This window comes from Pseudomonas tohonis (assembly GCF_012767755.2).
Lineage (GTDB): Bacteria > Pseudomonadota > Gammaproteobacteria > Pseudomonadales > Pseudomonadaceae > Metapseudomonas > Metapseudomonas tohonis.
The window spans coordinates 663,777-690,180 of record NZ_AP023189.1 but is presented as its reverse complement, the minus strand read 5'-3'; the positions used below and the strand labels follow the sequence as shown (position 1 = coordinate 690,180).

20 protein-coding genes are annotated in these 26,404 nt (G+C 66.3%); 9 read left to right on the top strand and 11 right to left on the bottom strand.

Going from position 1 to position 26,404, the window contains the following annotated elements:
• Positions 1-68: 68 nt before the first annotated feature.
• On the bottom strand, positions 69-368 hold the full coding sequence (locus tag HSX14_RS03175; RefSeq protein ID WP_173174886.1) for a hypothetical protein: 300 nt from the start codon (positions 366-368) through the stop codon (positions 69-71).
• A gap of 233 nt (positions 369-601) precedes the next feature.
• On the opposite strand from HSX14_RS03175, the gene HSX14_RS03170 reads away from it, so the two are divergent.
• Positions 602-1,645, top strand: coding sequence for a threonine aldolase family protein (locus HSX14_RS03170; protein ID WP_173174888.1), 1,044 nt, complete (start codon positions 602-604; stop codon positions 1,643-1,645).
• 808 nt (positions 1,646-2,453) lie between these two features.
• Here HSX14_RS03170 and gbcB read toward each other — a convergent pair.
• Positions 2,454-3,557 carry a glycine-betaine demethylase subunit GbcB gene (gene gbcB, locus HSX14_RS03165; protein WP_173174890.1) on the bottom strand — a complete coding sequence of 368 codons (1,104 nt, stop codon included), beginning with the start codon at positions 3,555-3,557 and terminating at the stop codon, positions 2,454-2,456.
• 347 nt (positions 3,558-3,904) lie between these two features.
• On the opposite strand from gbcB, the gene gbcA reads away from it, so the two are divergent.
• The gene (gbcA, locus tag HSX14_RS03160; protein ID WP_173174892.1) at positions 3,905-5,194 is read left to right on the top strand and encodes a glycine-betaine demethylase subunit GbcA; all 1,290 of its coding nucleotides are present in this window, start codon (positions 3,905-3,907) and stop codon (positions 5,192-5,194) included.
• A 251-nt stretch (positions 5,195-5,445) separates the two neighbouring features.
• Here gbcA and HSX14_RS03155 read toward each other — a convergent pair whose 3' ends face one another.
• Positions 5,446-5,823: an NUDIX hydrolase gene (locus HSX14_RS03155; RefSeq protein ID WP_173174894.1), complete on the bottom strand. Its 378-nt coding sequence runs from the start codon at positions 5,821-5,823 to the stop codon at positions 5,446-5,448.
• Between the two features lie 532 nt (positions 5,824-6,355).
• On the opposite strand from HSX14_RS03155, the gene HSX14_RS03150 reads away from it, so the two are divergent.
• Entirely contained in the window at positions 6,356-6,664 is a 309-nt protein-coding gene (locus tag HSX14_RS03150; protein WP_173174896.1) for a hypothetical protein, read from the top strand.
• Positions 6,665-7,018: 354 nt separating this feature from the next.
• Here the strand turns inward: HSX14_RS03150 and HSX14_RS03145 are convergent, their stop codons facing one another.
• From HSX14_RS03145 to HSX14_RS03135, 3 genes are all read right to left on the bottom strand, one after another.
• On the bottom strand, positions 7,019-9,571 hold the full coding sequence (locus HSX14_RS03145) for a fimbria/pilus outer membrane usher protein (protein WP_228723536.1): 2,553 nt from the start codon (positions 9,569-9,571) through the stop codon (positions 7,019-7,021).
• A gap of 167 nt (positions 9,572-9,738) precedes the next feature.
• Positions 9,739-10,473, bottom strand: coding sequence for a fimbrial biogenesis chaperone (locus HSX14_RS03140; protein WP_173174900.1), 735 nt, complete (start codon positions 10,471-10,473; stop codon positions 9,739-9,741).
• Positions 10,474-10,775: 302 nt separating this feature from the next.
• A complete protein-coding gene (locus tag HSX14_RS03135; RefSeq protein WP_173174902.1) occupies positions 10,776-11,411 on the bottom strand; it encodes a response regulator in 636 nt (211 codons plus the stop codon).
• A 167-nt stretch (positions 11,412-11,578) separates the two neighbouring features.
• Here HSX14_RS03135 and HSX14_RS03130 point away from each other — a divergent pair, with 167 nt between their 5' ends.
• A complete protein-coding gene (locus HSX14_RS03130) occupies positions 11,579-12,787 on the top strand; it encodes an EAL domain-containing response regulator (protein ID WP_173174904.1) in 1,209 nt (402 codons plus the stop codon).
• Between the two features lie 13 nt (positions 12,788-12,800).
• Here the strand turns inward: HSX14_RS03130 and HSX14_RS03125 are convergent, their stop codons facing one another.
• Positions 12,801-16,385 (bottom strand): ATP-binding protein, encoded by a 3,585-nt coding sequence (locus tag HSX14_RS03125; protein ID WP_173174907.1) that lies wholly within the window; start codon positions 16,383-16,385, stop codon positions 12,801-12,803.
• 530 nt (positions 16,386-16,915) lie between these two features.
• Here HSX14_RS03125 and HSX14_RS03120 point away from each other — a divergent pair.
• Positions 16,916-17,542 (top strand): response regulator transcription factor, encoded by a 627-nt coding sequence (locus HSX14_RS03120; RefSeq protein WP_173174909.1) that lies wholly within the window; start codon positions 16,916-16,918, stop codon positions 17,540-17,542.
• 15 nt (positions 17,543-17,557) lie between these two features.
• Here the strand turns inward: HSX14_RS03120 and HSX14_RS03115 are convergent, their stop codons facing one another.
• The 4 genes from HSX14_RS03115 to choX form a co-directional block, all read right to left on the bottom strand.
• Positions 17,558-18,037, bottom strand: coding sequence for a thioesterase family protein (locus tag HSX14_RS03115; RefSeq protein ID WP_173174911.1), 480 nt, complete (start codon positions 18,035-18,037; stop codon positions 17,558-17,560).
• 74 nt (positions 18,038-18,111) lie between these two features.
• Positions 18,112-19,077, bottom strand: coding sequence for an L-carnitine dehydrogenase (locus HSX14_RS03110; RefSeq protein WP_173174913.1), 966 nt, complete (start codon positions 19,075-19,077; stop codon positions 18,112-18,114).
• A 64-nt stretch (positions 19,078-19,141) separates the two neighbouring features.
• Positions 19,142-20,029, bottom strand: a complete 888-nt coding sequence (cdhC, locus tag HSX14_RS03105) for a 3-dehydrocarnitine:acetyl-CoA trimethylamine transferase CdhC (protein ID WP_173174915.1) — start codon at positions 20,027-20,029, stop codon at positions 19,142-19,144.
• Positions 20,030-20,120: 91 nt separating this feature from the next.
• Positions 20,121-21,059: a choline ABC transporter substrate-binding protein gene (gene choX / locus HSX14_RS03100; protein WP_173174917.1), complete on the bottom strand. Its 939-nt coding sequence runs from the start codon at positions 21,057-21,059 to the stop codon at positions 20,121-20,123.
• 240 nt (positions 21,060-21,299) lie between these two features.
• On the opposite strand from choX, the gene HSX14_RS03095 reads away from it, so the two are divergent.
• The 4 genes from HSX14_RS03095 (at position 21,300) to dgcA (ending at position 26,323) form a co-directional block, all read left to right on the top strand.
• Positions 21,300-22,310 carry a GlxA family transcriptional regulator gene (locus tag HSX14_RS03095; protein ID WP_173174919.1) on the top strand — a complete coding sequence of 337 codons (1,011 nt, stop codon included), beginning with the start codon at positions 21,300-21,302 and terminating at the stop codon, positions 22,308-22,310.
• Between the two features lie 218 nt (positions 22,311-22,528).
• Positions 22,529-23,506: a dipeptidase gene (locus HSX14_RS03090; RefSeq protein WP_111259616.1), complete on the top strand. Its 978-nt coding sequence runs from the start codon at positions 22,529-22,531 to the stop codon at positions 23,504-23,506.
• A 209-nt stretch (positions 23,507-23,715) separates the two neighbouring features.
• Positions 23,716-24,246 (top strand): 4-vinyl reductase, encoded by a 531-nt coding sequence (locus HSX14_RS03085; RefSeq protein WP_111259617.1) that lies wholly within the window; start codon positions 23,716-23,718, stop codon positions 24,244-24,246.
• A gap of 16 nt (positions 24,247-24,262) precedes the next feature.
• A complete protein-coding gene (dgcA, locus tag HSX14_RS03080; RefSeq protein WP_173174921.1) occupies positions 24,263-26,323 on the top strand; it encodes a dimethylglycine demethylation protein DgcA in 2,061 nt (686 codons plus the stop codon).
• Positions 26,324-26,404 lie beyond the last annotated feature (81 nt).

Here is a 26,404-nt window from a genome sequence, read left to right as displayed (position 1 = left end):
AGGGCCAGGCACGGCGCCGGCTGGCGCCGCCTGGCTCTTTTTTGCTCAGGGCCTGGCGGCCCGGTGGGTCAGTTCAGCTGGGTGAGGCACTTGTTGGTGACGCTCAGCAGCCGCTCGTGGGTGGCCTTGGGCAACGGCGTCTTCTGGGCCTTCAGTTCGTCCAGTTCGGCCTGGCTGAATTCGGCGCTGACCCGGTCGGCCGCGCAGCCGCAATATTTCTGCAACTTGTCCGCGCCGACTTGGGCCTGGGCCCCCGCCATGCACTCCTTGACGAAATGATCACGCTCGCCTGCGGGCCATTCGGCCGCCTGTGCGGAAAGGCTCACGAGCCAGGGCGCGGCAAGGGCGATCAGGTAGGAATAGCGCATCTGTGACACTCCTCATTGATGGCAAGGTCCGTCCCCGTGCAGGCACGGTTATGTTGTGAGCGGCAAAGACCCCGGCGAGTTCCTCCAGGCATCCCCGTCACCGGACCGGGGACAGCGCCTGGTTTAAAAAGGATGTCGCCTGGAGTCATTTGCGGGCGTCCATCCTGTCGTAAAGTTAGTTCCCATCCGCCCGCCCCTGCCGGGGACCCGGGCGACAGGACCAAGGACCCGAGATGACCGACCAGACCCAGCAATTCGCCAGCGACAACTATTCCGGCATCTGCCCCGAAGTCTGGGCCGCCATGGCCGAGGCCAACCGCGGCCACGAGCGCGCCTATGGCGACGACCAGTGGACGGCACGCGCCGCCGATCACTTCCGCCAGCTGTTCGAGACCGACTGCGAGGTGTTCTTCGCCTTCAACGGCACCGCCGCCAACTCCCTGGCCCTCGCCTCGATGTGCCAGAGCTACCACAGCGTGATCTGCTCCGAGACGGCCCACGTCGAGACCGACGAATGCGGCGCGCCGGAGTTCTTCTCCAACGGCTCCAAGCTGCTGCTGGCCCGCACCGAGCAGGGCAAGCTGACGCCCGAAGCGGTACGCGAGATCGCCCTCAAGCGCCAGGACATCCATTACCCCAAGCCGCGCGTGGTGACGCTGACCCAGGCCACCGAAGTGGGCACTGTGTACCGGCCGGAGGAAGTGCGCGCGATCAGTGCCGTGTGCAAGGAGCTGGGCCTGCGCCTGCACATGGACGGTGCGCGCTTCTCCAACGCCTGCGCCTTCCTCGGCTGCACCCCGGCGGAGCTGACCTGGAAGGCCGGCGTCGACGTGCTCTGCTTCGGCGGCACCAAGAACGGCATGGCGGTGGGCGAGGCCATCCTGTTCTTCAACCACGAGCTGGCCGAGGACTTCGACTACCGCTGCAAGCAGGCAGGCCAGCTGGCCTCGAAGATGCGCTTCCTTTCCGCTCCCTGGGTCGGGCTGCTGCAGGACGATGCCTGGATGCACTATTCCCGGCACGCCAACAGCTGTGCCCAACTGCTGGCCGAACTGGTGGCGGACGTGCCCGGTGTGAGCCTGATGTTCCCGGTGGAGGCCAACGGCGTCTTCCTGCAGATGTCCGAGCCGGCGCTGGACTACCTGCGCGCCCGCAACTGGCGCTTCTACACCTTCATCGGGGCCGGCGGCGCGCGCTTCATGTGCTCCTGGGATACCGAGAAGGAGCGCGTGCGCGAGCTCGCTGCCGACATCCGCGCCGCCATGGCCAACACCTGACACCTCCCTCCGGCCCGGGGCCCTGGGCCGCACTCCCCCTCCCTCCGTCCGAGGCGCCCCGCGAAAGCGGGCGCCTTTCCACATACGCGCCCCACACCCTGGATGAGGTTCCGCCAGAGATATCCTCAGGCCGCGGCTTATCCTCGATTTCGGTGCATCACCCTGTGGACAAGCTGTAGAGCGACGGCCAGGCGCCAGGCAGGACGGCACCTGTGCAGAACAGGTCGTTTTATGAGCGTATTCAAAGCGTTATGAATATTCGGCGCACAATTTCTGTGCGGCGATCTGTAGGCAACCTGTGGATAAGAGGCTGCAGGCCACGGGGTACGGCCGCTGCAGGGAATCGTTCAGATAATGAGCAGCGCTGCAGGCCGCGTGGCGCCTGGGGCAGCCCGGATGCGACACATGCAGCCTGGCAACGCCATGCCTGAATTTGTCCCCTGCTGCGGTGGAGGCTTCTGTGGACAAGCTGTGCAGCGTCGCCTGCATGCCTTGCGCCCCGTGGAGCGTGGCTTACAGGCTATTTATCGAACGATTTCAGAGGGATGGCGGCGATCTTGTGCACAGCCTCTGTGCAAGGAGCTGTGGCCTGCCTGTGCATAACCCGCTGCAGCGCCCGGCCCACGGTGGATACAAGCGAGCGGTCAATCCTTGATCAACGCCCCGCGCGCTACCGAACCCTTGCCAACCGGGACTCTCAGCCTGGTGACAAACCCACAGAAGCCGTGCACCAGCCTGTGGACAAGCTGTTCGCCAAACGCCAGGGGCCCCGTTTGCCGGCCCCCCTGGGCGATCGGTCAATTACTGATCAATAGTCGATGGCGACATCACCCTTGGGCACGCTGCAGCAGGAGAGGATGTAGCCCTCGGCGACGTCGTCATCGGTGATACCGCCGTTGTGCTCCATCTCCACCTCCCCCGCGGTCTTCATGACCTTGCAGGTGCCACAGATGCCCATGCCGCAGGCCTTGGGGATGTGCAGGCCGAGCTTGGCGGCGGCGGTGTGCACGGTCTCGCCCGGCGCCACGCGGATGCTCTTGCCGGTGCTGGTGAACTCCACCAGGTTGAGGTCGGCCGCCGGCACCGCCGGTGCCTCCGCCGCTTCGGCCGCATGCTCCTTCACCTCGGCGCGGATTTCCGGCGGGGTGGGGCCGAAGGCCTCCTCGTGGTAGCGCTGCATGTCGAAGCCGTTGGCTTCGAGCAGGCGCTTGACCGCGCTCATGTAGGGGGTGGGGCCGCAGCAGAAGATCTCGCGCTCCATGAAATCCGGTGCGATCAATTGCAGCATCGGCTGGCTGAGGTAGCCGCGATAACCGGACCAGGTCTCGCCGATGTCGTACTTCTCGCAGACCAGGTGCAGCTTGAAGTTGCCGACGCGCGAGGCCATGTGGCGCAGCTCGCGGTGGTAGATGATGTCCTTCGGCGTGCGCGCGCTGTGGACGAAGACCATGTCGACGTTGGCGTTGGTGTCGAAGAACCAGCGCGCCATGGACATCACCGGGGTGATGCCGACGCCGCCGGAGAGGTAGAGCACCTTGTCGGCCGGGAAGTCGATGGCGTTGAACAGGCCGACCGGGCCGTGCACCGGGATGACATCGCCTTCCTTGAGGTTGTCGTGCAGCCAGTTGGAGACCTTGCCACCCGGCACGCGCTTGATGGTGATGGAGAAGCTGTAGGGCACCGACGGCGAGCTGGAGATGGTGTAGGAGCGCATGATCGGCAGGCCGTCGATCTCCAGCTCCAGGGTCACGAACTGCCCGGGCTTGAAGAAGAACACCATCGGCTGGTCGGCCATGAAGCAGAAGGTGCGGACATCCCAGGTCTCCTGGATGACCTTCACGCAGCGCACCAGATGACGGCCGTTGGCCCAGGTCTGTGTCGTCACCGGATTCAGGAAGCTGTTGCTGCTCATAACGCATCTCCGCGCGGCCGGAAATCGGCCCCAATGGAACGGATTCTGCGTAAGCGAAAAAGCGCCCACTTACCTGCCAGCGACATTCACATGCTTATCGCGACCTGCCAGCAACGCCAAGGGCTGCGGAGTCGGAAACGGATGTGGCCGTGTCGTCCATGGATAAGGTCGGGTCAGTCCCCGACGCCACACTCAGCCCCAGCCGAACACAAGCAAACGAGCGACATTCCCCCTCTATCAGCGCGCTATCGGCAGCGTCGGAAGGGGAGGTGAAGCCGCCTTGCGTCACGACCGAAAGCCATTTTCGCGGAGGCCGCCCAGCGCGCCCCGCCACTGAGGAGTCAACGATGGATATCACTTCCACCCTGAGTCTGGGCGATCCGCTGGACCCGGCGCGCAAGGCCACCGCCGAGATGCTCCGCGAGCGCGACCACAGCTTTTCCCTGCCGCAGCCGTTCTACAACGACGAGCGCCTGTTCCAGATCGACATGCAGGAGATCTTCCACAAGGAGTGGCTGATCGCCGGCATGACCTGCGAGATCCCCGCCAAGGGCAACTACCTGACCCTGCAGATCGGTGACAACCCGATCATCGTGCTGCGCGGCGCCGAGGGGCAGGTGCATGCCTTCCACAACGTCTGCCGCCACCGGGGCTCGCGCCTGTGCGTCAGCGACAAGGGCAAGGTCGCCAAGCTGGTCTGCCCCTACCACCAGTGGACCTACGAGCTGGACGGCCGCCTGCTGTTCGCCGGCACCGAGATGGGGGCCGACTTCGACCTGAAGGACTACAGCCTCAAGCCGGTGAAGGTGAAGACCGCCGGCGGCTACATCTTCATCTCCCTGGCCGAGAACCCGCCGGCCATCGACGACTTCCTCTCCACCCTGGCCCATTACATGGAGCCGTACGACATGGAGAACACCAAGGTGGCCGTGCAGACCACCCTGATGGAGAAGGCCAACTGGAAGCTGGTGATCGAGAACAACCGCGAGTGCTACCACTGCAACGGCTCGCACCCCGAGTTGCTCAACACCCTACTGGAATGGGATGACGTCACCGACCCGCGTGCCAGCCAGGCCTTCAAGGACCAGGTAGCCGCCTGCACCACCGCCTGGGACGCCGAGAAGATCCCCTATGCCCACGCCAGCTTCGGCCTGCGCAACCGCATCGTGCGCATGCCGCTGCTGCAGGGCACCGTGTCCATGACCATGGACGGCAAGCAGGGCAGCAAGAAACTCATGGGGCGCATCAAGAACCCGGACCTGGGCTCCATGCGCATCCTCCACCTGCCGCACTCCTGGAACCACTGCATGGGCGACCACATGATCGTCTTCACCGTGTGGCCGATCAGCGCGCAGGAAACCATGGTCACCACCAAGTGGCTGGTGCACAAGGACGCGGTGGAAGGCGTGGACTACGACGTGGCGCGCCTGCGCGAAGTGTGGGACGCGACCAACGACCAGGATCGTCGCCTCGCCGAGGAGAACCAGCGCGGCATCAATTCCACCGCCTATCAGCCGGGGCCCTACTCCAAGACCTACGAGTTCGGCGTGATCAATTTCCTCGACTGGTACAGCGAGCGCCTGCTCAACAACCTGGGCGACGTTCCCGCCACCCGCCTGCGCCAGGTCGGCGAATAAGGCGATGAGCCTGAGCCTCGGGTTCGTCCTGCTGCTCACCCTCTACACGGCGCTGGCCTGTCGCAAGGGACGGCGCCCCGAGGCAACACACTGAGGTCCCGCAAGGGACACCCTCGCCCCCATCAGGTCGTCGGCCCTGGCGGGGGCTTTTTTTGCACAGGCCCGTGCGCACCACGCCAGGCCAGCAGGCCCGACGGCCCGGGAAGCCTGCACGGAGCAGGGCACGAGGGGCCTTTCCGAATGGCGTGAGCCTATGCGCCTGGGCGCTGGCAGGTCTTGAGCAGGCGGCGGATGGCCTTGTTGATGCTGCGCTTGCCCAGGTCCTCGACGGAGAACCAGCGGCAGTCGGCGATCTCGTTCAGCGGGGTGGGCTGCTGGGATTCCGGCATCGGCGCTTCGAAGACGTAGTGAAGGGTCGTGTACAGCTCCAGGGGCGCGATGTAGTCGAGGGTATCGACCGCGAGCCCGGTCTCCTCCACCAGTTCGCGGAACGCCGCCTGCCCGGGCGCCTCGTCCGCCTCGATCCGGCCACCTGGCAACGTCCACTTCGACTTGGGTTTGCGCACGAAGAGGATCTTGTCCTGCATGCGGCAGATGACGGTCGCCCGTTCTTTGATTGCCCTGCCCATCTGCTCACCCCCTGCCACTGCATCGAAAGACCGGAACGGTCACGAAAACCCTCGTAACCAAGGCAAGAAGGGCGCCAGACATCGCCGGCCCCCACACGAGGACGCGCCTGAATCTAACGTTAGGCGCCCTTGGCGATATCTGCCTCGCGCAGAAGCTTGGAACAGGCCCTTCCGGGGAAGATTCCCGGTCTATTTACCGTGGCAGGCGAACCCGGCCCGTGCTTCGGGTGAAGGCACCCGCGAAAAGCCGGCAGGAAACGAGGCGTGGATGCGCAGAAAGACCGGAAGCCCGACGGAAATTTCTGCGAAGCGGATGGTGGAGTATCCCACGTGTCACAAGGAAGTTTGTAGGTCGGATTAGTCCGACTCACCACCGAACCGGACCGGGTTCACAACCTCGCGCCGAAGGACCGGGATAATGCGAAACCATCAGGCTCCTACAGTTAGAACCTACAAAAAATCCGGATCGCCAAAGTCTGGATCGTAGGAGCCATCTGATTTTTACTCAGTTCAGCCTGTAAGGAGTGCTGAGATGAAACGACTACTGAATATTCCCCTCCTCGCCCTCATCTGCGTCGCCGGCCTGGCCCAAGCGGAAAACGCGTCACCGGCCCTAGGACAGATCACTTTCGTAGGAAGCATCTGCAAGGACCTTTGCGATACCCCTGCAAGCACCTGGCTCGAACATGTAGGACGCCGTAGCGGCCTCAGCCCCATCGGCCGATCGGAGCCCAGCGGGCGCGGCCATTGCGCAGGCCTGGGTGAAACCAGCTCGGTGAGCATGACCAGCATCGCCTCCCGCACGGGCGACGCCGGGATCATCACGGTGGTCTACAACTGAGGCCGCATGCCGAGCACACCGCGAACACCGATCCGGTACGCGGGACTGCGAGCCGCCATCACACTGGGTCGTGCATGGCGGCAAGGCAGGAAGGATTCGCTTGATCGAGCAGCGAGCTGGCGCGACAGCTGGAGTCCGCGGCCATCGACCTGCCGAGGCAGGCCTGCCTGCATGCCGGTCGAGGCCGCGCGGGGATGGTCCATTAGACGCCATGAAGGCTGGCGCGCCTGCGATCGAGTGGCGAGGCCGCCGACTCGGAACCCCAGGTGTCAGGGATCGCGTGCTGACCAGGGTTGCATCAGCACCGGCCCGAGCGCCCGCGCATAGGCATGGCGAGCCGCACGGTAGCCGGGATCATTCGGCTAGCGCGATTTCTGTCCGCCCACCGAGTGTGACGCAGCGCACCTCGACCTGTTGGTAGCTGGGGTCGTCCGGGTCCTGCTCCGGCAGTTGGTAGTCGACCCGGCAGGCCTTGTCCGGCCCTTCGCCCCAACGGACGATCAGCACGCCCTCACGGGGGAGCCCGCGCAGGAATGCCCGCCCCCCCTGCCCCACCATGGCCAGGGACACGCCCTGGGCATCGATGACGTCGGAGCCCAGCGGCGGGTTCTGGCCATCTTCGCGAAGGATGCGCAGCAACACCGGCACGCCGGTGATGGTCGGGTAGCTGAGCATCACCACGGCACCATGGCGCGGGGCCACCGCCTGCTCGGTGATCTGCAACTCGACGTTGCGCAGGGTGCCGACCGGGTCGATCGCCACCTGGTTGTGGCGGTAGGGGGCGAGGCCGCCGACCACCGCGTAACCGTTGCTGCCGACACGGGCGTTCATGTCGTTGCTGACATAGGCCCCTTCCGCCCCCTTGGCCTCGACGACGGCATAGGTTTCGCTCTGGCTCTGGGTGAAGTTGATCCCACCTGGGTGGGCCACCAGGCTGCCACCGATACCGACGCTCTGCTGGCGGTAACCGGTGCCCTCGCTGTAGCTGGCGTTGAGCGACGCCGCCGGTGCGAAGTAGTGGACGCTGCCGCCGGCGCTGCTGGACCGGTCGCCCTGGTCGCTGCTGCGCGAGCCGTAGAGGCTGTAGTTCATCTGCGAGCGCTCGCCCGCGACGCCGCTGAGGCTGGCCTGGGTGTTGCTGCGCTTGCCGGCGTAGCTGACCGAGCTACTGAGGAAGGGCGAGCGCACGTCGCGCCCCAGGGGCACGCTGAAGGACAGCAGGTACTGGTTTTCGTATCCCGAGCCCATGCGCGTCCGGCCTGCCGAGGTGCTCATGGTTCCCCAGCTGAAACCGTTGGAGTAGCCGGCCTGGAAGGTCATGTCGCTGCGCTGCCCGGCGTTCCAGTAGTTCTGTGCCGACCCGCTCAGGTAGAGGCTGCCGAAGTTCGCCCCCAGGGGCTGGCTGATGTTGGCCTGCAATCGGCTGCGCTGGCGGTAGAGGCGGCTTTCCGGGTTGCCGACGGACTGCGCGTAGTCGCCGAACTCGAGATATCCCTCGCTGGAGAAGCGGTAGGCAGCCAGGGTGAAGTTGGTCTGGGTGCTGTCCAGTAGCTTGCTGAAGGTGACCCGGTAGCTTTGGCCGCTCCTGGGGGCGGAGTCGGCGACGGGACGCTCGGCGACATGCGAGCGGGTGACATCGAACGCGACGGCCCCAAGCTCGGTGCTGATCGCGACACCGCCCTGGGCGGCCATGTACCTCTCGGCCACGATGCTGCCCAGGTAGCCGGTGAAGGCGTTGGTCACACCGCGCTGGTAGGTGCCCATGACGAACTTCGGCGATGCGTCCAGGCTGCGGTCCCGGTACTCGCCGGCCGTCACGCTGAAGCGCGATACACCGGGTCGCAGCAACTGGGCCACCGAGGCGTAGGGCACGACGAAGGAGCGCTGGCGGCCATCGGCCTCGGTCACCGTCACCTCGATGTCACCGGAGTAACCCGAGTCGTAGAGGTCGTCGATGCTGAAGGGGCCGGGCGCCACTGTCGCCTCGTAAAGCACCGATTGTCCCTGGCGCACGGTGACCTTGGCGTTGGTTTCCGCCACGCCCCGGATCACGGGGGCGAAACCGCGCTGGGAGTCGGGGAGCATGCGGTCGTCGGAACTGATCTGCACGCCTCTGAAAGGCACGCTCTCGAACAGCTCGCCAGGGGTGTAGTAGTCACCGACCGTGAGCTGCGAGCGCAGGCCGGTGAGGTCGCGCTGGGCATAGGTGCTGGCGTTGCTGTAGTGGCTGCGGGTAGGGCCGCCATCCTGGCTGGAGCGGTTGTAGTAGCCATTGGAGCGCAGGCGCCACTCACCGATGTTGAGACCATTGTTAAGGCCCAGGGACAGCTGGTTCGAACCGACGCCGCCGCTGTGGCTGCGGTAGCCGCTGGCGTTGTAGCCGATGAAGCCGGCCGTGACCCCGGCATCCCAGTCACGGGGGTCCACGTGCCCGCGTGCCTGTCGCCCCAGGTACGCCTGCGGGATGCTCAGTTGGGCGCTCAGCTCGGACAGATCGACCTCGACCTGCGCCTGGGGCACCAGGCGATCCAGCTCGACGCAATCCTCGTTGTCCGTAATCGACTGCCGAGCGGCCTGGGGGTCCGGCAGGTTCGCCAGCTCGATGCCGAAGGTGCCGACGTGCTCGGGCTTGAAGCAGTAGCGCTGGATGACCGCAGCGCCCTCGCCCTCGCTGAGCACCCGCAACTCGTGCCGCCCCCTCCAGGTCTGGTTGACGTAGATATCCAGGAGATAGGTGCCGGGAGGCAGGGCGTTTGCGTTGGCGAAGCGCGACAGGTCGACGGCCTCCTCCGCACCGCTACCGAAGAACGCCGGGTTGAACACGGCATAACGGGCCGGGGAAACGCCTTCGTCCGCGTCCACCTGGCTCCAGTCGCTGAGCGCCAGGGAGGCAAGGACCACGGCCATGACCTTGAGCCGTCCCCCTCGGGGCGCGAGACGCACCCTGCGAGCGCCACGCGTGGCCGATCCCGGATACCTGTCTGAAAGAGCTTTCATAGTCGTACCTGGCGCATCGATGAATGGCGCGCGAACGATCGAGCGGCATCAGCGCCTTTCGCGCACGAGCCGCCTGCTCACGGCTCCAGCCTCGCCTCGTGCCCAATGGATGAGCCGTAGTCGTTGATCCACTTCGTCACCACCGTGGCGGCCGCTCCACGCTGCACCGCGCCCGGCAGGGGGAAGTCGCGGCTTCCGAGCGGCGGCACCATCCCATCGCCGGCCTGGTGCGCCCGCCCGCCGACATTCAGCGAGACATCGCTGAACGACACATGGAAGGCGCTGGGGTTGCTCGCTCGCAGCACGCTTTGCGCGCCGTTCTGCACCAGTCGCCAGCTGATCTGCTGGGCCGCTCCGGACGCGCTGCCCGGCAAGCCGGACGGTCGATAGAAGAGTTTCAGGCGGGTGCGGATGGCGAACTGCATGGAGTTGCCGCTGTCCGCCGCGGGTTGTGGCGGGACATCCAGGAGGTTGAGCCAGAACACCGTCTCGCGGTCAGTGGGCAGTGCCTCGCCCGTGAACGCCAGGCGCAGGCTCTGCCCCTTGCCCGGGTCGAGGCGGAAGATCGGCGGCGTGAGCAAAAAGGGCGCATCGGCCTGCTCCGGCTTGCTCGACGGGTCGCCGCGATCGATCCAGGCCTGCACCAGGGACGGCTCCGTACCGTCGTTGCTCACCCGCACGCTGATTTCCTGCTGCTTGGCGGGATAGATGAAACGGGTGCCGTTCACCACCATGCCGGCCTGCACGCTCGGCAGGAAGGAGGCGATGAAGAGTGCGGCGATCAATCGGGTGATCCTTGCGGTGGGGTGCATCGGTTTTTCCTGAATGGCCGCCGCCCGGGGCGGGCCGGGCGGGTGGCGATTGGTCCTGATTCGTGGCGGGGAAGGCGGGAACGAGGGCCGCAGTGGCGGCGCGCCTTTTCCAGGGGGAAGATGATATCGAGCGACACACCCGCCATCCGGCATCGAGCGCCAGGAAAAACCGTAGGAAAAATCCTTAAAAAGCCAGGAAAAAGCCGTCAACTCCAAAAATGAGGCAGGGGTCGGATCCGGAGATGCGCAAAGTCAGGGCGCGGGAGTACGCAGGGGAGGCCCTTCGCCAGGGAGGGGCCCGGCTAGGAAGCGGTGCTGTTGGCCAGGTCGTTGCGCCGGGCGAATTCGATCAGTTCCAGCAACGAGCCGAGGTTGAGCTTCTGCTGGATGCGGCTCTTGTAGGTACTGACGGTCTTGTTGCTGAGCAGCATCAGGTCGCCGATCTGCTTGTTGGAGAGACCCGCCGCCAGGTACTGCAGCACCATCAGCTCCTGGTTGGACAGACGTGCGACCAGCTCGGCCTCGCTGGTCAGCGCGGTCTGGCCCGCCTGCAGTGCATCGGCCGGGTAGAAGGAAAACCCCGCGCTGATCGAGTTGATCGCGATGACGAGGTTCTGCAGGTCCTCTTCCTTGCTGACGAATCCCTTGGCGCCCGCCTGCATGCAGCGCTGGCAGAAGCTCTCGGCGGGTTGCGAGGTGAGCACCAGCACATGGCTGTCGAGCCCCAGGGCGCGGATGCGGGCGATCACCTTGAGCCCGTCCAGGCGCGGAATACCGATATCGAGGATGACGATGTCGGGCTCGTGCTGGCGGATCAGTTGCAGCGCATCGACACCGTTGTCCGTCTCCGCCAGCACCTGGATGCCATTGCGTTCCAGCAGCATGCGCACGGCGAGGCGGATGACGGGATGATCGTCGACTATCAGGGCACTTCTCATGTCGGTCTCTTCTGGGGCGACGCGGGCTCTACGCCGAAGCACGGCAACCATGGCCACGCCCAAGCACTGATGAAATTTCCTACAAATTTCCGGGAATCTTCGCCTAGCTCGTTGCCGAGCCTCCTCAGTAACGTGACCGGCATCACACATCTGCCGAGCGAAACCCGATGAAGAACATAAGCATTCTGGTGCTGGAAGACGAACCCTTCCAGCGCCTGCTGGCGATAGCCGCACTGGAGAGAATGGGCCTGGACCGGATCCATGGAGCGGAGGACGGCGACCAGGCGCTGGCCATGCTACAAGCCTGCGGCGGTGTCGACATCGTGCTCTGCGACCTGCGCATGGCCGGCATGGACGGCCTGGCCTTCCTCCGCCATGCCAGCCAGCGGGGCCTGCTGCGCGCGGTGATGCTCGCCAGCGCTGTCGAGCCGGTGCTGCGCCAGGCCACCATCTCGATGATCCGCTGCCTCGGCGTGGAATTCCTCGGCGATCTCGGCAAGCCGTTCGACATCAACCGGGCCGCCCGCCTGCTGCGCGGCTTCGCGCCCGAGCAGGAGCAGTTGCCCGCATCCCCCGAAGTGATGGAGCTGCCGTCCCTGGCGGAGATAGCCGAAGGCTTCGAACGCGACGAGTTCGAAGCGTGGTTCCAGCCCAAGGTCGACATGCGCGACGGTGCGTTGCGTGGCGCCGAGATGCTCGCTCGCTGGCGCCACCCCCAGCACGGCATCCTGTCGCCGGCACAGTTCCTGCCGCAGATGGAGGCCAGCGGCCTGGTGGATCGCCTGTTCTGGCGCTTGCTGGACCAGGGGCTGGCGGTGCAGCAGGAACTGGCGCAAGAGGGCCGGCAGGTCGAGCTGGCCATCAACATCCAGCCCATCCAGCTGGGCGACCGGCAGATGGTCGAGCGGGTGGCACGACGCCTGATGGACAGCGGCCTGCCCGGCGAGGGGCTGACCTTCGAGGTGACCGAGACGGGCCTGCTGCGCGCCCCGGCGACCAGCCTGGAGAACCTCGTGCGCCTGCGCCTGATGGGCTGCGGCCTGGCCATGGACGACTTCGGTGCCGGCTACTCCTCGCTCGACCGGTTGTGTGCACTGCCCTTCAGCCAGATCAAGCTCGACGCCTCGTTCATCCGCAAGCTGCAAAGCCAGCCCCGCTGCGGCGCCGTCATTCGCAGCAGCGTGACCCTGGCCGAGGCGATGGGTATTTCCCTGGTGGTCGAGGGCGTGGAGACCCTGGAGCAGAAGACACTGTTGATGGAGCTGGGTTGCGTGCAGGCCCAGGGCTACTACTTCGCCCGGCCCATGGACGGGTCGGCCTTCCGTCGATGGATCGGCGATACCCGCCCACCAGCGACCACCCGGCTTTCGTCCTGACGCCTTCGACGGCTCAGGGCGCGGGTGCCGCAGCCCCTTCGGTCAGGTAATCACTCAACTCCAGTTGCAGACGCTCCAGCGCGCGCACCAGGTCTTCGACACCCCGGCGCAGGCCGTCAGGGGCACTGGGCACCGCGCAGGCCGCCATCAGCCGCTGGCACGCCGCGACGACCTCCTCGGCCCGCACGACGCGGGCTGCGCCAATCAACCGATGCGCCAGCTCGGACAGGCCCGCGCTATCACCCCGCTCCAGCAACATGCCGAGCAGGGCGAGGTCCTTGCCGTTGGTGGCCATCAGTTCGCCGAGCAGGTTGCGCACCAGCAGCGGGTCGCCGCCGGTCAGGGGTTGCAACGGGGACAGGTCGAACAAGCCGGTGACCGAAGGGCCCTCCGCCTCGAGCAGCTCCCCTTCGCCGACACCGAAGACCCGCTGCAGGGCGGCGAGCCCGATGGGCTTGGCCAGGCACTCGTCCATCCCGGCAGCCAGGCCCCGCTCGATCTCGTCGGCCTGCGCATCGGCGGTGAGCCCGAGGACCAGCGTGCGAGGCCGCACGCCATCGCGCTCCTCGCGGCGTATCGCCGCCGTCAGCTCGGCCCCGCTCATGCGGGGCATGTGGCAATCGGTGGCCACCGCGTCGAAGTGCCGGGCGCGCCAGCGTTGCAGGGCGTCCTGGCCATCCGCCGCCTCCTCGGCCTCGTGACCGAGGAAGACCAGTTGCTGCTGGAGAATCTGCCGGTTCACCGGGTGATCGTCGACCACCAGTACCCGCAGGCGCCTTGCCGGGCCGGCCAGGGGGCCCGGCGTGGGGACGGGCTCGGGAACGGGGTCGAGGCGGTGCAGGCGCAGCTCCACCTCGACCCGCGTGCCGCGCCCCGGCTCGCTGTCCAGGGCCAGCCGGCCGCCCATCATCGTGCAGAGCGAGCGGCAGATGACCAGGCCCAGGCCGGTACCTTCGGTCAATTGATCGGCCTGCTCGACCCGGGAGAAGGGCTGGAACAGCCGCGCCTGGTCCTCGGGCGCGATGCCGATGCCGCTGTCCTCCACCACCAGCACCACCCGCAGCATCCCGGGCTCGGCGAGGTCCCCCGTGACGCGCACGCCGACCCGCCCTTCAGGGGTGAACTTGATGGCATTGCTGACCAGGTTGGAGAGGATCTGCTTGAAGCGCATGGCATCGACCAGCACATCGCCCTGGATGCTCGAATCGATTTCCAGCACCAGCTCCAGGCGTTTCTGCCGGGCCAGGCCGTCGAACACCCGGGCCACCGACTCCACCAGCTCGCGCAGGTTGGCGCGCGCCGGGGCCAGGCTCAGGCGTCCCGCCTCGATACGGGCGATGTCGAGGATGTCGCCGATCAGGGTCAGCAGGCTGCGGGCCGACCCATAGGCCACCTGGATGCCGGCCGGGTCGATCGGGCCGTGCTCCGCGCGCTTGAGGGCCAATTCGAGGATGCCGATCACCGCGTTCAACGGAGTGCGGATCTCGTGGCTCATGGTCGCGAGGAAGGCGGTCTTGGCTCGGCTGGCGTCGTCGGCCAGGTTCTTCGCCTCCTCCAGCTCACGGACCAGATGATGGTGCTCGGTGATGTCGATCCAGCCGCAGATCACGCCCTTGACCGCGCCGGTCGAGTCCTGGAAGGGCTGGGTCCAATGCTCGATCCACAGCCTGCGCCCGCCCAGTTCCAACTCGTGCACGCCACGCACCAGTTGCCCGTCGACCATCGCCTGCAGGTAGCCCTGGTGGAAGAGCGGCGCCGCCTCGAAGGCCAGGGGCAGCTCCGGGGCCGTCGTCCCCAGGATGTCTTCGCGCGCCAACCCCAGGGTGTCCAGGTAGCTGCGGTTGCATGACAGCAGGCGGCCCTCGACATCACGCACGAAGACCGGTTGCGGCATGCAATCGATCAGCGTCTCGATGAAGCGCAGCTCGTCGTTCAGCTGCCGCTCCGCCGTCATGCGCTTGCGCACCTCGCGGCGCAGGCGAAGGCCCCAGGCCAGGGCCAGGGCCAGCAGCACCAGCGCACCGATCACGATCTGCAGGATCAGCTGGTTGTAGTCACGCCAGGTCTGCGCACTCATGGCCGGGCTGCCGCGCCAGCGATTGGCGGCAGCGTTCAGCTCGTCCGGTGCCAGGCTCGCCAGGGCCTTGTCGAGGATCGACTGCAGCTCGACATCGGCCCGGCGCATGGCGAAGTTCGCCGTGGCCGGCTCGATGGGCACCAGCTCAGCCACCGCCAGGCGATTGCGAAACAGCCGGACCACGTAGTAGCGGGCCGTGGGCAGCGACATCAGGGCCGCATCGGCGCCGCCGCCGTAGACCAGGTTCATCGCATCCAGCGTCGAGCCCGCCTCGACGATTTCGGCACCGGGGTAGGTGTCCCGCACCTCCGCCAACGCCACGTGCCCCCTGGCGATGGCGAGCCGCTTGCCCTCCATGCCGTCGAGCGGTTCGGCGAGGCCGTCGTCGCCGCGCGGCGCCACCAGCACGAAGGGGTTGGTCATCACCGGGCGGGTGAAGCGCAGCAGCGCCTCGCGTTCGCGCCCCTGGCTGAGGATCGCGAGGTCGGCGCTGCCTTGCTGCAGGCTGCTGATCTGGTCGGTAAAGCCACCACGACGGCTGATCGCCTCGAAGCGCAGGCCGGTGCGCAGGGAGGTCATTTCCAGCAGGTCGGCGGTGATACCGCGGAACTGGCCCTGGGCATCGAAGAAGGCCATGGGCGCCATGTCGTCGTCGATCACCAGGCGCACCACCGGGTGACGCTCCACCCAGCGGCGCTCTTCCTGCGTCAGGGGCAGGGGCTCCAGCGCCGGTATCACGCCGCTGCCGATCCAGCGCCGGGTGATCTCATCCAGGCGCGAGCGGCCAAGGGCATGGAGCGTGGCGTCCAGGCCGCGCAGCAGCGGGGCATCGTCCGAGCGCACGATGAAGGCCACGCCATCGGCCTTGAGCTCGGCGAAGCGCTCGAAGCGCACCATCCCGTGGAAGCCCCGGTTGATCCGGTAATAGGCGGCAAGCACATCGCCGAGGTACAGGTCGGCCTTGCCGAAGGCCACTGCGGCCATCGCCCCGTCCACCGAATCCGCGGCCACCAGGCGCGCGCCGGGAAATCCGCGGCGCAGGGCCGGGTCGCCCAGGTACTCGGTGGTGGTGACCACGGTCAGCCCGGCCAGGTCGGCGGGGAACTCGCGCGTGTCCTCCTGGCGTCGGAACAGCGCCGCGTGCTCGATGGCGAAGGGTTGGCTGCGCGCCACGCTGGCACCGCGCAGGCCGTGACTGGACGCGGTCGTCATGTCGATCTCGCCCGACTCCAGTGCCCGCGCGAGGGCGGCCTGGTCCGGCAGCTCGCGCAGGACGATGCGCATGCCCAGCATCTGCCCGACCAGCGCGGTGGTGTCCGCCGTGATGCCCTCGAAACTGCCGTCGCGCTGCAGCATCGCCATCGGCGCCTCGGCATCGCCGGCCACCCCGAGCACCAGGTCGCGCTTCTGCCGCAACCAGTGCCAGTCGCTCTCGGATATGGCCAGCTCCTGCTGGTCGACCTGCAACTGGCTCGACAGATGCAGGGGCGCAGCTCCCACGGGGGCGGATTCGACCGCCATCGGTGACAGCAGAAAGAGACCCAGCAGGAGCGCCCGGGCGGATACGCAAAACCACGAAATGCGGCGCAACGTGGCGACCTCCTTCTGCCTGCTGGATTGGAACAATGCCCGTTACAGGAAGTGACTGATATTCAATGACTGAGGAAGCCTAAAAACTTGCCTACATGAATTGTAGGAAACTTCCCAAACAACCGATCACGGCGCGCACCGCGAATATACTTCTCGCCTCACATATTCAGCCAATTCCATGAGCGGCCAAGCCTAAAAGCCTATGGCAGCTCGTGTCGCCTCGTTTGGCGTACGCAATAAACATTAGGAATTGTCTGAACGACATCAACATAACTTCTGAAGAAATATCCCATATGCAAGGACAGTCCGATACGGACTATCGCCGGCTATGGATAACTTGTTCGCGCCGCCTCTACCGGTAATAGCAAGAAATCCAATCGGAAGAAGTGCCAACCCTGTTTCGAACGGCTTTGTGTGCGTGCCGTGGAGCAACGGGAAACTCACCAAGGAGAAATGAACGGATGAGTAAGATCCTGCTTATCGACAACCAGCCCATGATCCGCTTCGCCACACGCGTCCTGCTGGAGCGTGAGGGCTACGACATCGTCGGCGAGACCGAGAACGGCGTGGAAGGCCTGAGCCTGGCCCGTTCGCTCAGGCCGGACCTGGTCATCCTCGATATCGCCGTGCCCAAGCTGGACGGCATGGAGGTACTCACCCGCCTGGCGGCGATGGACGTCAACCTCAAGCTGCTGGTGCTGACTTCGCTGCCCGCGGCGCTCTATGCCAACCGTTGCCTGCAGGCCGGCGCCACCGGTTACCTGTCCAAGCAGGAACAGGCCGTCAGCCTGATCGCCGCGACCAAGTCGGTGCTTTCCGGCTACAGCCTGTTCCCCAGCACCGTGCACCTGCCCGTGCCGTCCCAGGCCGGCGAGGACACCCAGCTGCTCGACAGCCTGTCAGACCGGGAGCTCGCGGTGCTGCAGAACCTTGCCAACGGCAAGAACAACAAGGAGATCGCCGAGCAGCTGTTCATCAGCCACAAGACGGTGAGCACCTACAAGTCCCGCCTGATGGACAAGCTGAAGACCCGCAACCTGGTCGACCTCATCGACTTCGCCCGCCGCTACGCCCTTCCCACGGTCTGACCGGGCGGCCCGTGCTCAACGCGCGGGTGGCAAGCCGATGACCCGCGCGACGTGCACCGGCAGTGGCAACTGCCGGTGCGCCTCCACCAACCCCGCCACACACCCGGCCACCGCTTCGGCGAAGGGCGTCGAACGCGCGCTCTCGCTGTCCACGTTCATCAGCATCTGTTCACTGGCCGCCAGCAGCTCATCGCCGCCGGGGTAGTACAACCCGTGGTGGATGTGCAGGCGCTTGGCGTCGCTGGCCAATACCTGGGTGCGCACTTCCACCCGTGCGCCCAGCTTCACCTCGGCGAGGTAGTTGAGGTGGCACTCCAGGGTGTAGAGCGTATGCCCGGTCGAAGCCCTCCCCGCCTCGTCGAGGCCGATGCGCGCCATCAGCGCATCGGTGGCGTAGCTGAAGATCAGCAGGTAGAAGGCGTCGCGCAGGTGGCCGTTGTAGTCCACCCACTCGACGGGGATGAGGGTGCTGTGGGTGGTCAGGGCGTGGCTCATGGGGCGGTTCCTGGCGATAGGCCCTCGCCGCGAAGGGGAGGGCCGTTGGGTAAGGGCGGGAAGCGGTTGGCACCTCAGTCGGCGAAGGCGAAGCCGTGTTTTTCCTTGGTCGCCTTCACCGCGTCCAGCACCGCCAGCAGGCAGTCATCACGATAACGCTCCAGTTCGGCGATGCTGCGCGAACCCTGCTGCTCGCGCGTGCCTTCCACCACGCTGTCGATCAGCGCCTCGGTCAGTTCCGGGGCTGGCAGGTAGGTCCAGGGCAACTGCAGCGCCGGACCGAACTGCGCCATGAAATGGCGCATGCCCGCGTTGCCGCCCGCCAGGGTGTAGGTCAGGAAGGTGCCCATGAAGGACCAGCGCAACCCCGCGCCGAAGCGGATCGCATCGTCGATCTCGCCGGTGCTGGCCACGCCGTCGTTGACCAGGTGCAGCGCCTCGCGCCACAGCGCTTCCAGCAGGCGGTCGGCGATGAAGCCCGGCACCTCCTTGCGCACGTGCAGCGGGCGCATGCCCAGTGCGGTGTAGACCTCGATCGCCGCCTGCACGGCTTCGGGCGCGGTCTTCTCACCCCCCACCACCTCCACCAGCGGCAACAGGTAGACCGGGTTGAACGGGTGCCCCACCACACAGCGTTCCGGGTGCACGGCGTCGGCGTAGAAGTCGCTGGGCAGCAGCCCGGACGTACTGGAGCCGATGATCGCCTCCGGGCGCGCCGCCGCGCTGATGCGGGCGTGCAGGTCGAGCTTCAGGTCGAGCCGCTCGGGCGCGCTTTCCTGGATGAAATCGGCATCGCGCACGCATTCCTCGACCGTCTCGACGAAGCGCAGCCGCTCCGGGGAGGCGCCGGGCGCCAGCCCCTGCTTCTGCAGCGCCGGCCAGGCGTTGGCGATGCGCGCACGCAGGGCGGCCTCGGCGCCGGGTGCCGGGTCCCAGGCGACAACGTCGAGGCCGTGGGCCAGGGCACGGGCGACCCAGCCGCTGCCGATGACGCCGCTGCCAAGGGCGGCGAAGGTCCTGATGTGGGTGATGAAGGCCATGGTGGCTCCTGGTCTGTATCCGCTATGGGGTTCCCGGGCCGAAGCCCGGGCTACGGGGGAAACGTCAGCCGCGACGCTTGAGGTTCATCTTCTCGCGGCCCTCGGCCGGGCTCAGGGCGCGGCCGCCGAGGCGTTCGATGATCTCCACCGCGCGCTCCACCAACTGGCCGTTGCTGGCGTGCACGCCACGGTCCAGCCAGATGTTGTCCTCCAGGCCGACGCGCACGTTGCCGCCCAGCAACATGGCCTGGGCCACCATCGGCATCTGCGAGCGGCCGATGCCGAAGCCGGCCCAGGTGGCGCCCGGCGGCAGGTTGTCGGCCATGGCCTTCATGGTGGTGGTGTCCGCCGGTGCTCCCCAGGGGATGCCCAGGCAGATCTGGAACAGCGGGTCGTCCAGCAATCCTTCCTTGAGCATCTGCTTGGCGAACCACAGGTGGCCGGTGTCGAAGATTTCCAGTTCGGCCTTCACGCCCAGCTCGGTGATGCGCTTGGCGCCGGCACGCAACTGCGCCGGGGTGGAGACGTAGATGAAGTCGCCATCGCCGAAATTGAGCGTGCCGCAGTCCAGGGTGCAGATCTCCGGCAACAGCTCCTCGACGTGCTTGAGCCGCTCCAGCGGGCCCACCAGGTCGGTGCCGGCGCCGAACTCCAGGGGCTGCTCGCCCTTGCCGATCTCGAGGTCCCCGCCCATGCCGGCGGTGAGGTTGATGATCACATCGGTGTCGCTTTCACGGATGCGCTCGACCACCTCGCGGTAGAGCGCCACGTCGCGGCTGGGCTTGCCGGTGCGCGGGTCGCGCACGTGGCAGTGGGCGACCGTGGCGCCGGCCTTGGCCGCCTCGATGGCGGCCGCGGCGATCTCCTTCGGGGTGACCGGGATGGCCGGGTGCTTGCCGACGGTATCGCCGGCGCCGGTTACCGCACAGGTGACGATGACTTCATGGTTCACGGTTGCAACATCCTTTCTCGGGGCGATCGGGTGCCGTGCGCGGCGGACCGCGCACGGGCGTGGGTCGATGACTGCGGTGAAGCGTCGGGACTTACTTGAGCGAAGCGATGACCGTCTCGGCGCCGTCCTTGCCGTCGAAGGTGGTCACCCCGGCCAGCCAGGCCTTGACCACCTCGGGGTTGGCCTTGAGCCAGTCGCGGGCGACCTTGGACGGCGCCTCGCGCTCCATGATCGGCTGCATCAGGCGGCTCTCCTGTTCGCTGGAAAAGCGCAGGTTGGTCAGCAGGCGATCGGCGTTGGGGCAGCGCTGGGCGAAGTCCGGCGCCGTGACAGTGGAGACCGTGGCGGCGCCGTCGTTGGGGCCGAACACGTCATTGCTGCCGGTGAGGTAGGTGATCGGCATCTGGATGTTCATCGGGTGCGGCTTCCAGCCGAAGAACACCACCGGCTTGTGGTTCTTCACCGCGCGCGACACGGCAGTGAGCATCGCCGCCTCGCTGGACTCCACCAGCTTGAAGCCGCCGAGGCCGAACTGGTTCTCGTCGATCATCTTCTTGATCGCCGTGTTGGCGCCGGACCCCGACTCGATGCCGTAGATCTTGCCGCCCAGCTGGTCCTTGTAGCGGGCGATGTCGGCGAAGGTCCTGAGCCCCTCCTCCGCCGTGTAGGTGGGCACGGCCAGCACCGCCACGGCGTCGTCCAGGGACGGCTGCGGCGCCACCTTGACCGAGCCGCTGTCGAGGAAGGGCTGGATGTTGTCATCCATGATCGGCTTCCAGTAGCCGAGGAACACGTCCACCTGCTTCTTCTGGATGCCGGCGAAGATGATCTGCTGCGACGCCTGGGTCTGGGTGGTTTCGTAGCCGAGGCCGGCCAGCAGCTCGGAAGCCACGGCGGTGGTCGCGACCACGTCGGTCCAGCCGACCGCGCCGATGCGGATCTTCTGGCAACTGGCGTCGTCCGCCGCCATCAGGGTGGAACTGAACAGGGTGAGAAGACAGCAACCCGCGAATGCATTGAGACCTTTCATCGAATGCTCCCCTACAGCCATACGGTTATCGGGCCGCGTGGCCCGTCTGTTGTTGTGCCGGGGTCAGTCACGCCCCGCCGTTCGCGGGCCCTGTTGCACCCGTTGCAGCCAGATTACGCAGCGCACCCGGGGGCAAATCGAACTAAAACGACCGAATGTTGAACGAGAACGACCACCTGCATTGCCTTGCGCCGCGTCCTGCCTTCTAGTGTGGCGACGCCTTCGCGAGGACGCCTGCCCATGCCCCAGACCCTGTGGTTCCTCCTGCTGCCCGGTTTCTCCATGATGGGCCTGATGTCCGCCATCGAACCCCTGCGCGTGGCCAACCGTTTTCGCGGCGAGCTCTACCGCTGGCGCCTGCTGAGCCTGGAAGGCGGCCCGGTGGAAGGCAGCAACGGCATGTCGCTGAACGTCGACGCCGCGCTGGAACGCCCCGGCGCCGGCGACAGCCTGTTCGTGGTCGCCGGCTTCGAGCCGCTGGCCAGCTACACGCCACGCCTGGCCCACTGGCTCAAGCGCGCCGACCTCGACGGCGCCACCCTGGGCGGCATCGACACCGGCAGCTTCGTCCTCGCCGAGGCGGGCCTGTTCGCCCGCCAGCGCCTGACCCTGCACTGGGAAGCCATCGAAGCCTTCCAGGAACGCTACCCCGGCCTGCTGCCGACCCTGGAATTGTTCGAGATCGACGGCCGCCGCATCACCAGCGCCGGCGGCACCGCCACCCTCGACCTGATGCTCACCCTGATCGGCCGCGACCACGGCGACGAGCTGGCGGTGGAGGTCTCCGAGCAGTTCGTCCTCGGTCGCATCCGCACCCGCCAGGACCACCAGCGCATGCAGATCACCCGTCGCTACGGCGTGCACAACCGCAAGCTGGTGCAGGTGATCGGCGAGATGGAGCGCCACTGCGAACAACCCCTCGGCTCCTGTGAGCTGGCCGCCCTGGTGGGCGTCACCCCGCGCCAGCTGGAGCGCCTGTTCCGCCTGCACCTGGACGACACGCCATCGGGCTTCTACCTGGCCCTGCGCCTGGAGAAGGCTCGCCAGCTGCTGCGCCAGACCGACATGAGCGTGCTGGAGATCGGCCTCGCCTGCGGCTTCGAATCCTCCTCCTACTTCTCCCGCTGCTACCGCAACCGCTTCGCCGCCTGTCCCAGCCAGGACCGCCACGAACACCCCACAGGCGATGTGGCACCGCCCGGAACGCGCATGCGTACCCCCGCACGATCACCTTCGGATCAAAGAACTTGAGCGCAGATAGCCGCCATTTACACCCGATCCATCCGACATACCGACACCTGTCGGCCGGCCGTACCGCTCACCCGGCTTACCCATCCACGACCCCGCATTGACGCTTTCGGCAATCCCCCCGTCGTTTTTGCGCGATAGCGCCGAAAGCCCCGGCGATATGCTCGGTTCAAAGCGCCGGCAGAAGATTCGGCGCACCAAGAATCAAAGGGGACAGCCTGATGAGCCCAGCCGAACTTCACGCCGACAGCATCGTCATCGATGGCCTGATCATCGCCAAGTGGAACCGCGAACTCTTCGAAGACATGCGCAAGGGCGGCCTCACCGCGGCCAACTGCACCGTCTCCGTGTGGGAGGGCTTCCAGGCCACGGTGAACAACATCGCCGCCAGCCAGAAGCTGATCCGCGAGAACAGCGACCTGGTGATGCCCGTGCGTACCACGGCCGACATCCGCAAGGCCAAGGAACAGGGCAAGACCGGCATCCTCTTCGGCTTCCAGAACGCCCACGCGTTCGAGGACCAGATCGGCTACGTGGAGGTGTTCAAGCAGCTCGGCGTGGGCATCGTGCAGATGTGCTACAACACCCAGAACCTCGTGGGTACCGGCTGCTACGAGCGTGATGGCGGGCTCTCCGGCTTCGGTCGCGAGATCGTCGCCGAGATGAACCGCGTCGGCGTCATGTGCGACCTCTCCCACGTCGGTTCCAAGACCTCCGAGGAAGTCATCCTCGAATCCAAGAAGCCGGTCTGCTACTCCCACTGCCTGCCCTCCGGCCTGAAGCAACACCCGCGCAACAAGTCCGACGAGGAGCTGAAGTTCATCGCCGACCACGGTGGCTTCGTCGGCGTGACCATGTTCGCGCCGTTCCTGGCCAAGGGCATCGACTCCACCATCGACGACTACGCCGAAGCCATCGAATACGTGATGAACATCGTCGGCGAAGACGCCATCGGCATCGGCACCGACTTCACCCAGGGCCACGGCCAGGACTTCTTCGAGTACCTGACCCACGACAAGGGCTACGCCCGGCGCCTGACCAACTTCGGCAAGATCATCAACCCGCTGGGCATCCGCACCGTGGGCGAATTCCCCAACCTCACCGAGACCCTGCTGGGGCGCGGCCACAGCGAACGCGTGGTGCGCAAGATCATGGGCGAGAACTGGGTAAATGTCCTCAAGGACGTCTGGGGCGAATGATGAATGCCCCCGGAGCCTGCTGCGCCCACCGATAGCTGCGTCGCGTCCTCGCGACAGGCTCGCCGTACATGCGTACTGCTCTCGCCTGTCGCTGCGGGTCTCCTGGCTCTCGGCGCGCTCGCGACGGCTCCACAGGCATTCATCGGCACCTTTCAAACATGAGACGGGGCTTCGCCCCATCAACAAAGCGAATTCCGGAGCTTGAACACATGGCCAAACACGCCCCCGAACTGCCCATCGAAGTCGACAGCGAGACCGGCGTCTGGACCACCGACGCACTGCCGATGCTCTATGTGCCGCGCCACTTCTTCGTCAACAACCACATCGGCATCGAGGAGGTGCTGGGTGCCGACGCCTATGCCGAGATCCTCTACAAGGCCGGCTACAAGTCCGCCTGGCACTGGTGCGAGAAGGAAGCCGAATGCCACGGCCTGGAAGGCGTGGCGGTGTTCGAGCACTACATGAAGCGCCTGTCCCAGCGCGGCTGGGGCCTGTTCAAGATCCAGGACATCGACCTCGACAAGGGCACCGCCAGCGTCAAGCTCGAGCACTCCGCCTTCGTCTACGTCTACGGCAAGGTCGGGCGCAAGGTCGACTACATGTTCACCGGCTGGTTCGCCGGGGCCATGGACCAGATCCTCCAGGCCCGCGGCAGCAGCATCCGCACCGTCGCCGAGCAGGTCTACAGCGGCTCGGAAGAAGGCCACGACGATGGCCTGTTCATCGTGAAACCCCTCTGAGGCGAGGCACGGCATCATGGCGTTCGAAGCAATGTTCCAGCCGATCCAGATCGGCAAACTGACCATCCGCAACCGCGTGCTCAGTACCGCCCACGCCGAGGTCATCGCCACCGATGGCGGCATGACCACCGAGCGCTACGTGAAGTACTACGAGGAAAAGGCCAAGGGCGGCATCGGCCTGGCCATCTGCGGCGGCTCGTCCGTGGTGTCCAGCGACAGCCCCCAGCAATGGTGGAGCTCGGTGAACCTGTCCACCGACCGCATCATCCCGCACTTCCAGAACCTCGCCGACGCCATGCACAAGCACGGCGCCAAGATCATGATCCAGATAACCCACATGGGCCGGCGCTCGCGCTGGGACGGCTTCAACTGGCCGACCCTGATGTCGCCGTCGGGCATCCGCGAGCCCGTGCACCGCGCCACCTGCAAGACCATCGAGGTGGAAGAGATCTGGCGCGTCATCGGTGACTTCGCCCAGGCCGCGCGCCGCGCCAAGGCCGGCGGGCTGGATGGCGTCGAGCTCTCCGCCGTGCACCAGCACATGATCGACCAGTTCTGGAGCCCGCGCGTCAACAAGCGCACCGACGAATGGGGCGGCACCTTCGAAGGCCGCATGAAGTTCGGCCTGGAAGTGCTCAAGGCCGTGCGCGAGGAAGTCGGCCCCGACTTCTGCGTCGGGCTGCGCATCTCCGGCGACGAGTTCCACCCCGACGGCCTGTCCCACGAGGACATGAAGCAGATCGCCAAGTACTACTGCGACACCGGCATGCTCGACTTCATCGGCGTGGTCGGCTCCGGCGCCGACACCCACAACACCCTGGCCAACGTCATCCCCAACATGAGCTTCCCGCCGGAGCCCTTCCTGCACCTGGCGGCCGGCATCAAGGAAGTGGTCAACGTCCCGGTGCTGCACGCGCAGAACATCAAGGACCCGAACCAGGCCACGCGCATCCTCGAAGGCGGCTACGTGGACATGGTCGGCATGACCCGCGCCCACATCGCCGACCCGCACCTGATCGCCAAGATCAAGATGGGCCAGGTGGACCAGATCAAGCAGTGCGTCGGCGCCAACTACTGCATCGACCGCCAGTACCAGGGCCTGGACGTGCTGTGCATCCAGAACGCCGCCACCACCCGCGAGTACATGGGCCTGCCGCACATCATCGAGAAGACCACCGGCGTCAAGCGCAAGGTGGTGATCGTCGGCGGCGGCCCCGCCGGAATGGAAGCGGCCCGCGTGGCGGCCGAGCGCGGCCACGACGTGACCCTGTTCGAGAAGAAGGACCAGCTCGGCGGCCAGATCAGCATCGCCGCCAAGGCACCGCAACGCGACCAGATCGCCGGCATCACCCGCTGGTATCAGCTGGAGATCGCCCGCCTCGGCGTCGACCTGCGCCTGGGCACCGGTGCCGACACCGACACCATCCTCGACCTCAAGCCCGACATCGTGGTGCTGGCCAACGGCGGCCATCCCTTCATCGAGCAGAACGAGCACTGGGGCGCGGCAGAAGGCCTGGTGGTCAGCGCCTGGGACATCCTCGAAGGCAAGGTCGAGCCCGGCAAGAACGTGCTGGTCTACGACACCATCTGCGAGTTCGGCGGCATGTCGGCGGCGGACTACCTCTCCGAGAAGGGCGCCCAGGTGGAGATCGTCACCGACGACACCAAGCCCGGCGTCGCCATGGGTGGCACCACCTTCCCCACCTACTACCGCAGCATGTACCCGAAGGACGTGATCATGACCGGCGACCTGATGCTGGAAAAGGTCTACCGCGAGGGCGACAAGGTGGTGGCCGTGCTGGAGAACGAATACACCGGCGCCCGCGAGGAGCGCGTGGTCGACCAGATCGTCATCGAGAACGGCGTGCGCCCCGACGAGAGCCTGTACTACGCACTCAAGCAGGGCTCGCGCAACAAGGGCCAGATCGACGTCGACGCGCTGTTCGAGATCAGGCCGCAACCCTGCCTGTCCGAACCCGGCGACGGCTACCTGCTGTTCCGCATCGGCGACTGCGGCGCCCCGCGCAACGTGCACGCGGCGATCTACGACGCCCTGCGGTTGTGCAAGGACTTCTAAAAGCAGCCGCAAGCGGCAAGTGGCAAGCCACAAGCAGGCGCCGGAGCGGGACTCGGCTCTTGCTTGCAGCTTGAAGCTTGG

What these genes read in the sequence shown, in the direction of transcription:
- HSX14_RS03175 (WP_173174886.1), bottom strand. Translation starts at nt 368, where the DNA reads ATGCGCTATTCCTACCTGATCGCCCTTGCCGCGCCCTGGCTCGTGAGC.
- HSX14_RS03170 (WP_173174888.1), top strand. Translation starts at nt 602, where the DNA reads ATGACCGACCAGACCCAGCAATTCGCCAGCGACAACTATTCCGGCATC.
- gbcB (WP_173174890.1), bottom strand. Translation starts at nt 3,557, where the DNA reads ATGAGCAGCAACAGCTTCCTGAATCCGGTGACGACACAGACCTGGGCC.
- gbcA (WP_173174892.1), top strand. Translation starts at nt 3,905, where the DNA reads ATGGATATCACTTCCACCCTGAGTCTGGGCGATCCGCTGGACCCGGCG.
- HSX14_RS03155 (WP_173174894.1), bottom strand. Translation starts at nt 5,823, where the DNA reads ATGGGCAGGGCAATCAAAGAACGGGCGACCGTCATCTGCCGCATGCAG.
- HSX14_RS03150 (WP_173174896.1), top strand. Translation starts at nt 6,356, where the DNA reads ATGAAACGACTACTGAATATTCCCCTCCTCGCCCTCATCTGCGTCGCC.
- HSX14_RS03145 (WP_228723536.1), bottom strand. Translation starts at nt 9,571, where the DNA reads ATGGCCGTGGTCCTTGCCTCCCTGGCGCTCAGCGACTGGAGCCAGGTG.
- HSX14_RS03140 (WP_173174900.1), bottom strand. Translation starts at nt 10,473, where the DNA reads ATGCACCCCACCGCAAGGATCACCCGATTGATCGCCGCACTCTTCATC.
- HSX14_RS03135 (WP_173174902.1), bottom strand. Translation starts at nt 11,411, where the DNA reads ATGAGAAGTGCCCTGATAGTCGACGATCATCCCGTCATCCGCCTCGCC.
- HSX14_RS03130 (WP_173174904.1), top strand. Translation starts at nt 11,579, where the DNA reads ATGAAGAACATAAGCATTCTGGTGCTGGAAGACGAACCCTTCCAGCGC.
- HSX14_RS03125 (WP_173174907.1), bottom strand. Translation starts at nt 16,385, where the DNA reads ATGGCGGTCGAATCCGCCCCCGTGGGAGCTGCGCCCCTGCATCTGTCG.
- HSX14_RS03120 (WP_173174909.1), top strand. Translation starts at nt 16,916, where the DNA reads ATGAGTAAGATCCTGCTTATCGACAACCAGCCCATGATCCGCTTCGCC.
- HSX14_RS03115 (WP_173174911.1), bottom strand. Translation starts at nt 18,037, where the DNA reads ATGAGCCACGCCCTGACCACCCACAGCACCCTCATCCCCGTCGAGTGG.
- HSX14_RS03110 (WP_173174913.1), bottom strand. Translation starts at nt 19,077, where the DNA reads ATGGCCTTCATCACCCACATCAGGACCTTCGCCGCCCTTGGCAGCGGC.
- choX (WP_173174917.1), bottom strand. Translation starts at nt 21,059, where the DNA reads ATGAAAGGTCTCAATGCATTCGCGGGTTGCTGTCTTCTCACCCTGTTC.
- HSX14_RS03095 (WP_173174919.1), top strand. Translation starts at nt 21,300, where the DNA reads ATGCCCCAGACCCTGTGGTTCCTCCTGCTGCCCGGTTTCTCCATGATG.
- HSX14_RS03090 (WP_111259616.1), top strand. Translation starts at nt 22,529, where the DNA reads ATGAGCCCAGCCGAACTTCACGCCGACAGCATCGTCATCGATGGCCTG.
- HSX14_RS03085 (WP_111259617.1), top strand. Translation starts at nt 23,716, where the DNA reads ATGGCCAAACACGCCCCCGAACTGCCCATCGAAGTCGACAGCGAGACC.
- dgcA (WP_173174921.1), top strand. Translation starts at nt 24,263, where the DNA reads ATGGCGTTCGAAGCAATGTTCCAGCCGATCCAGATCGGCAAACTGACC.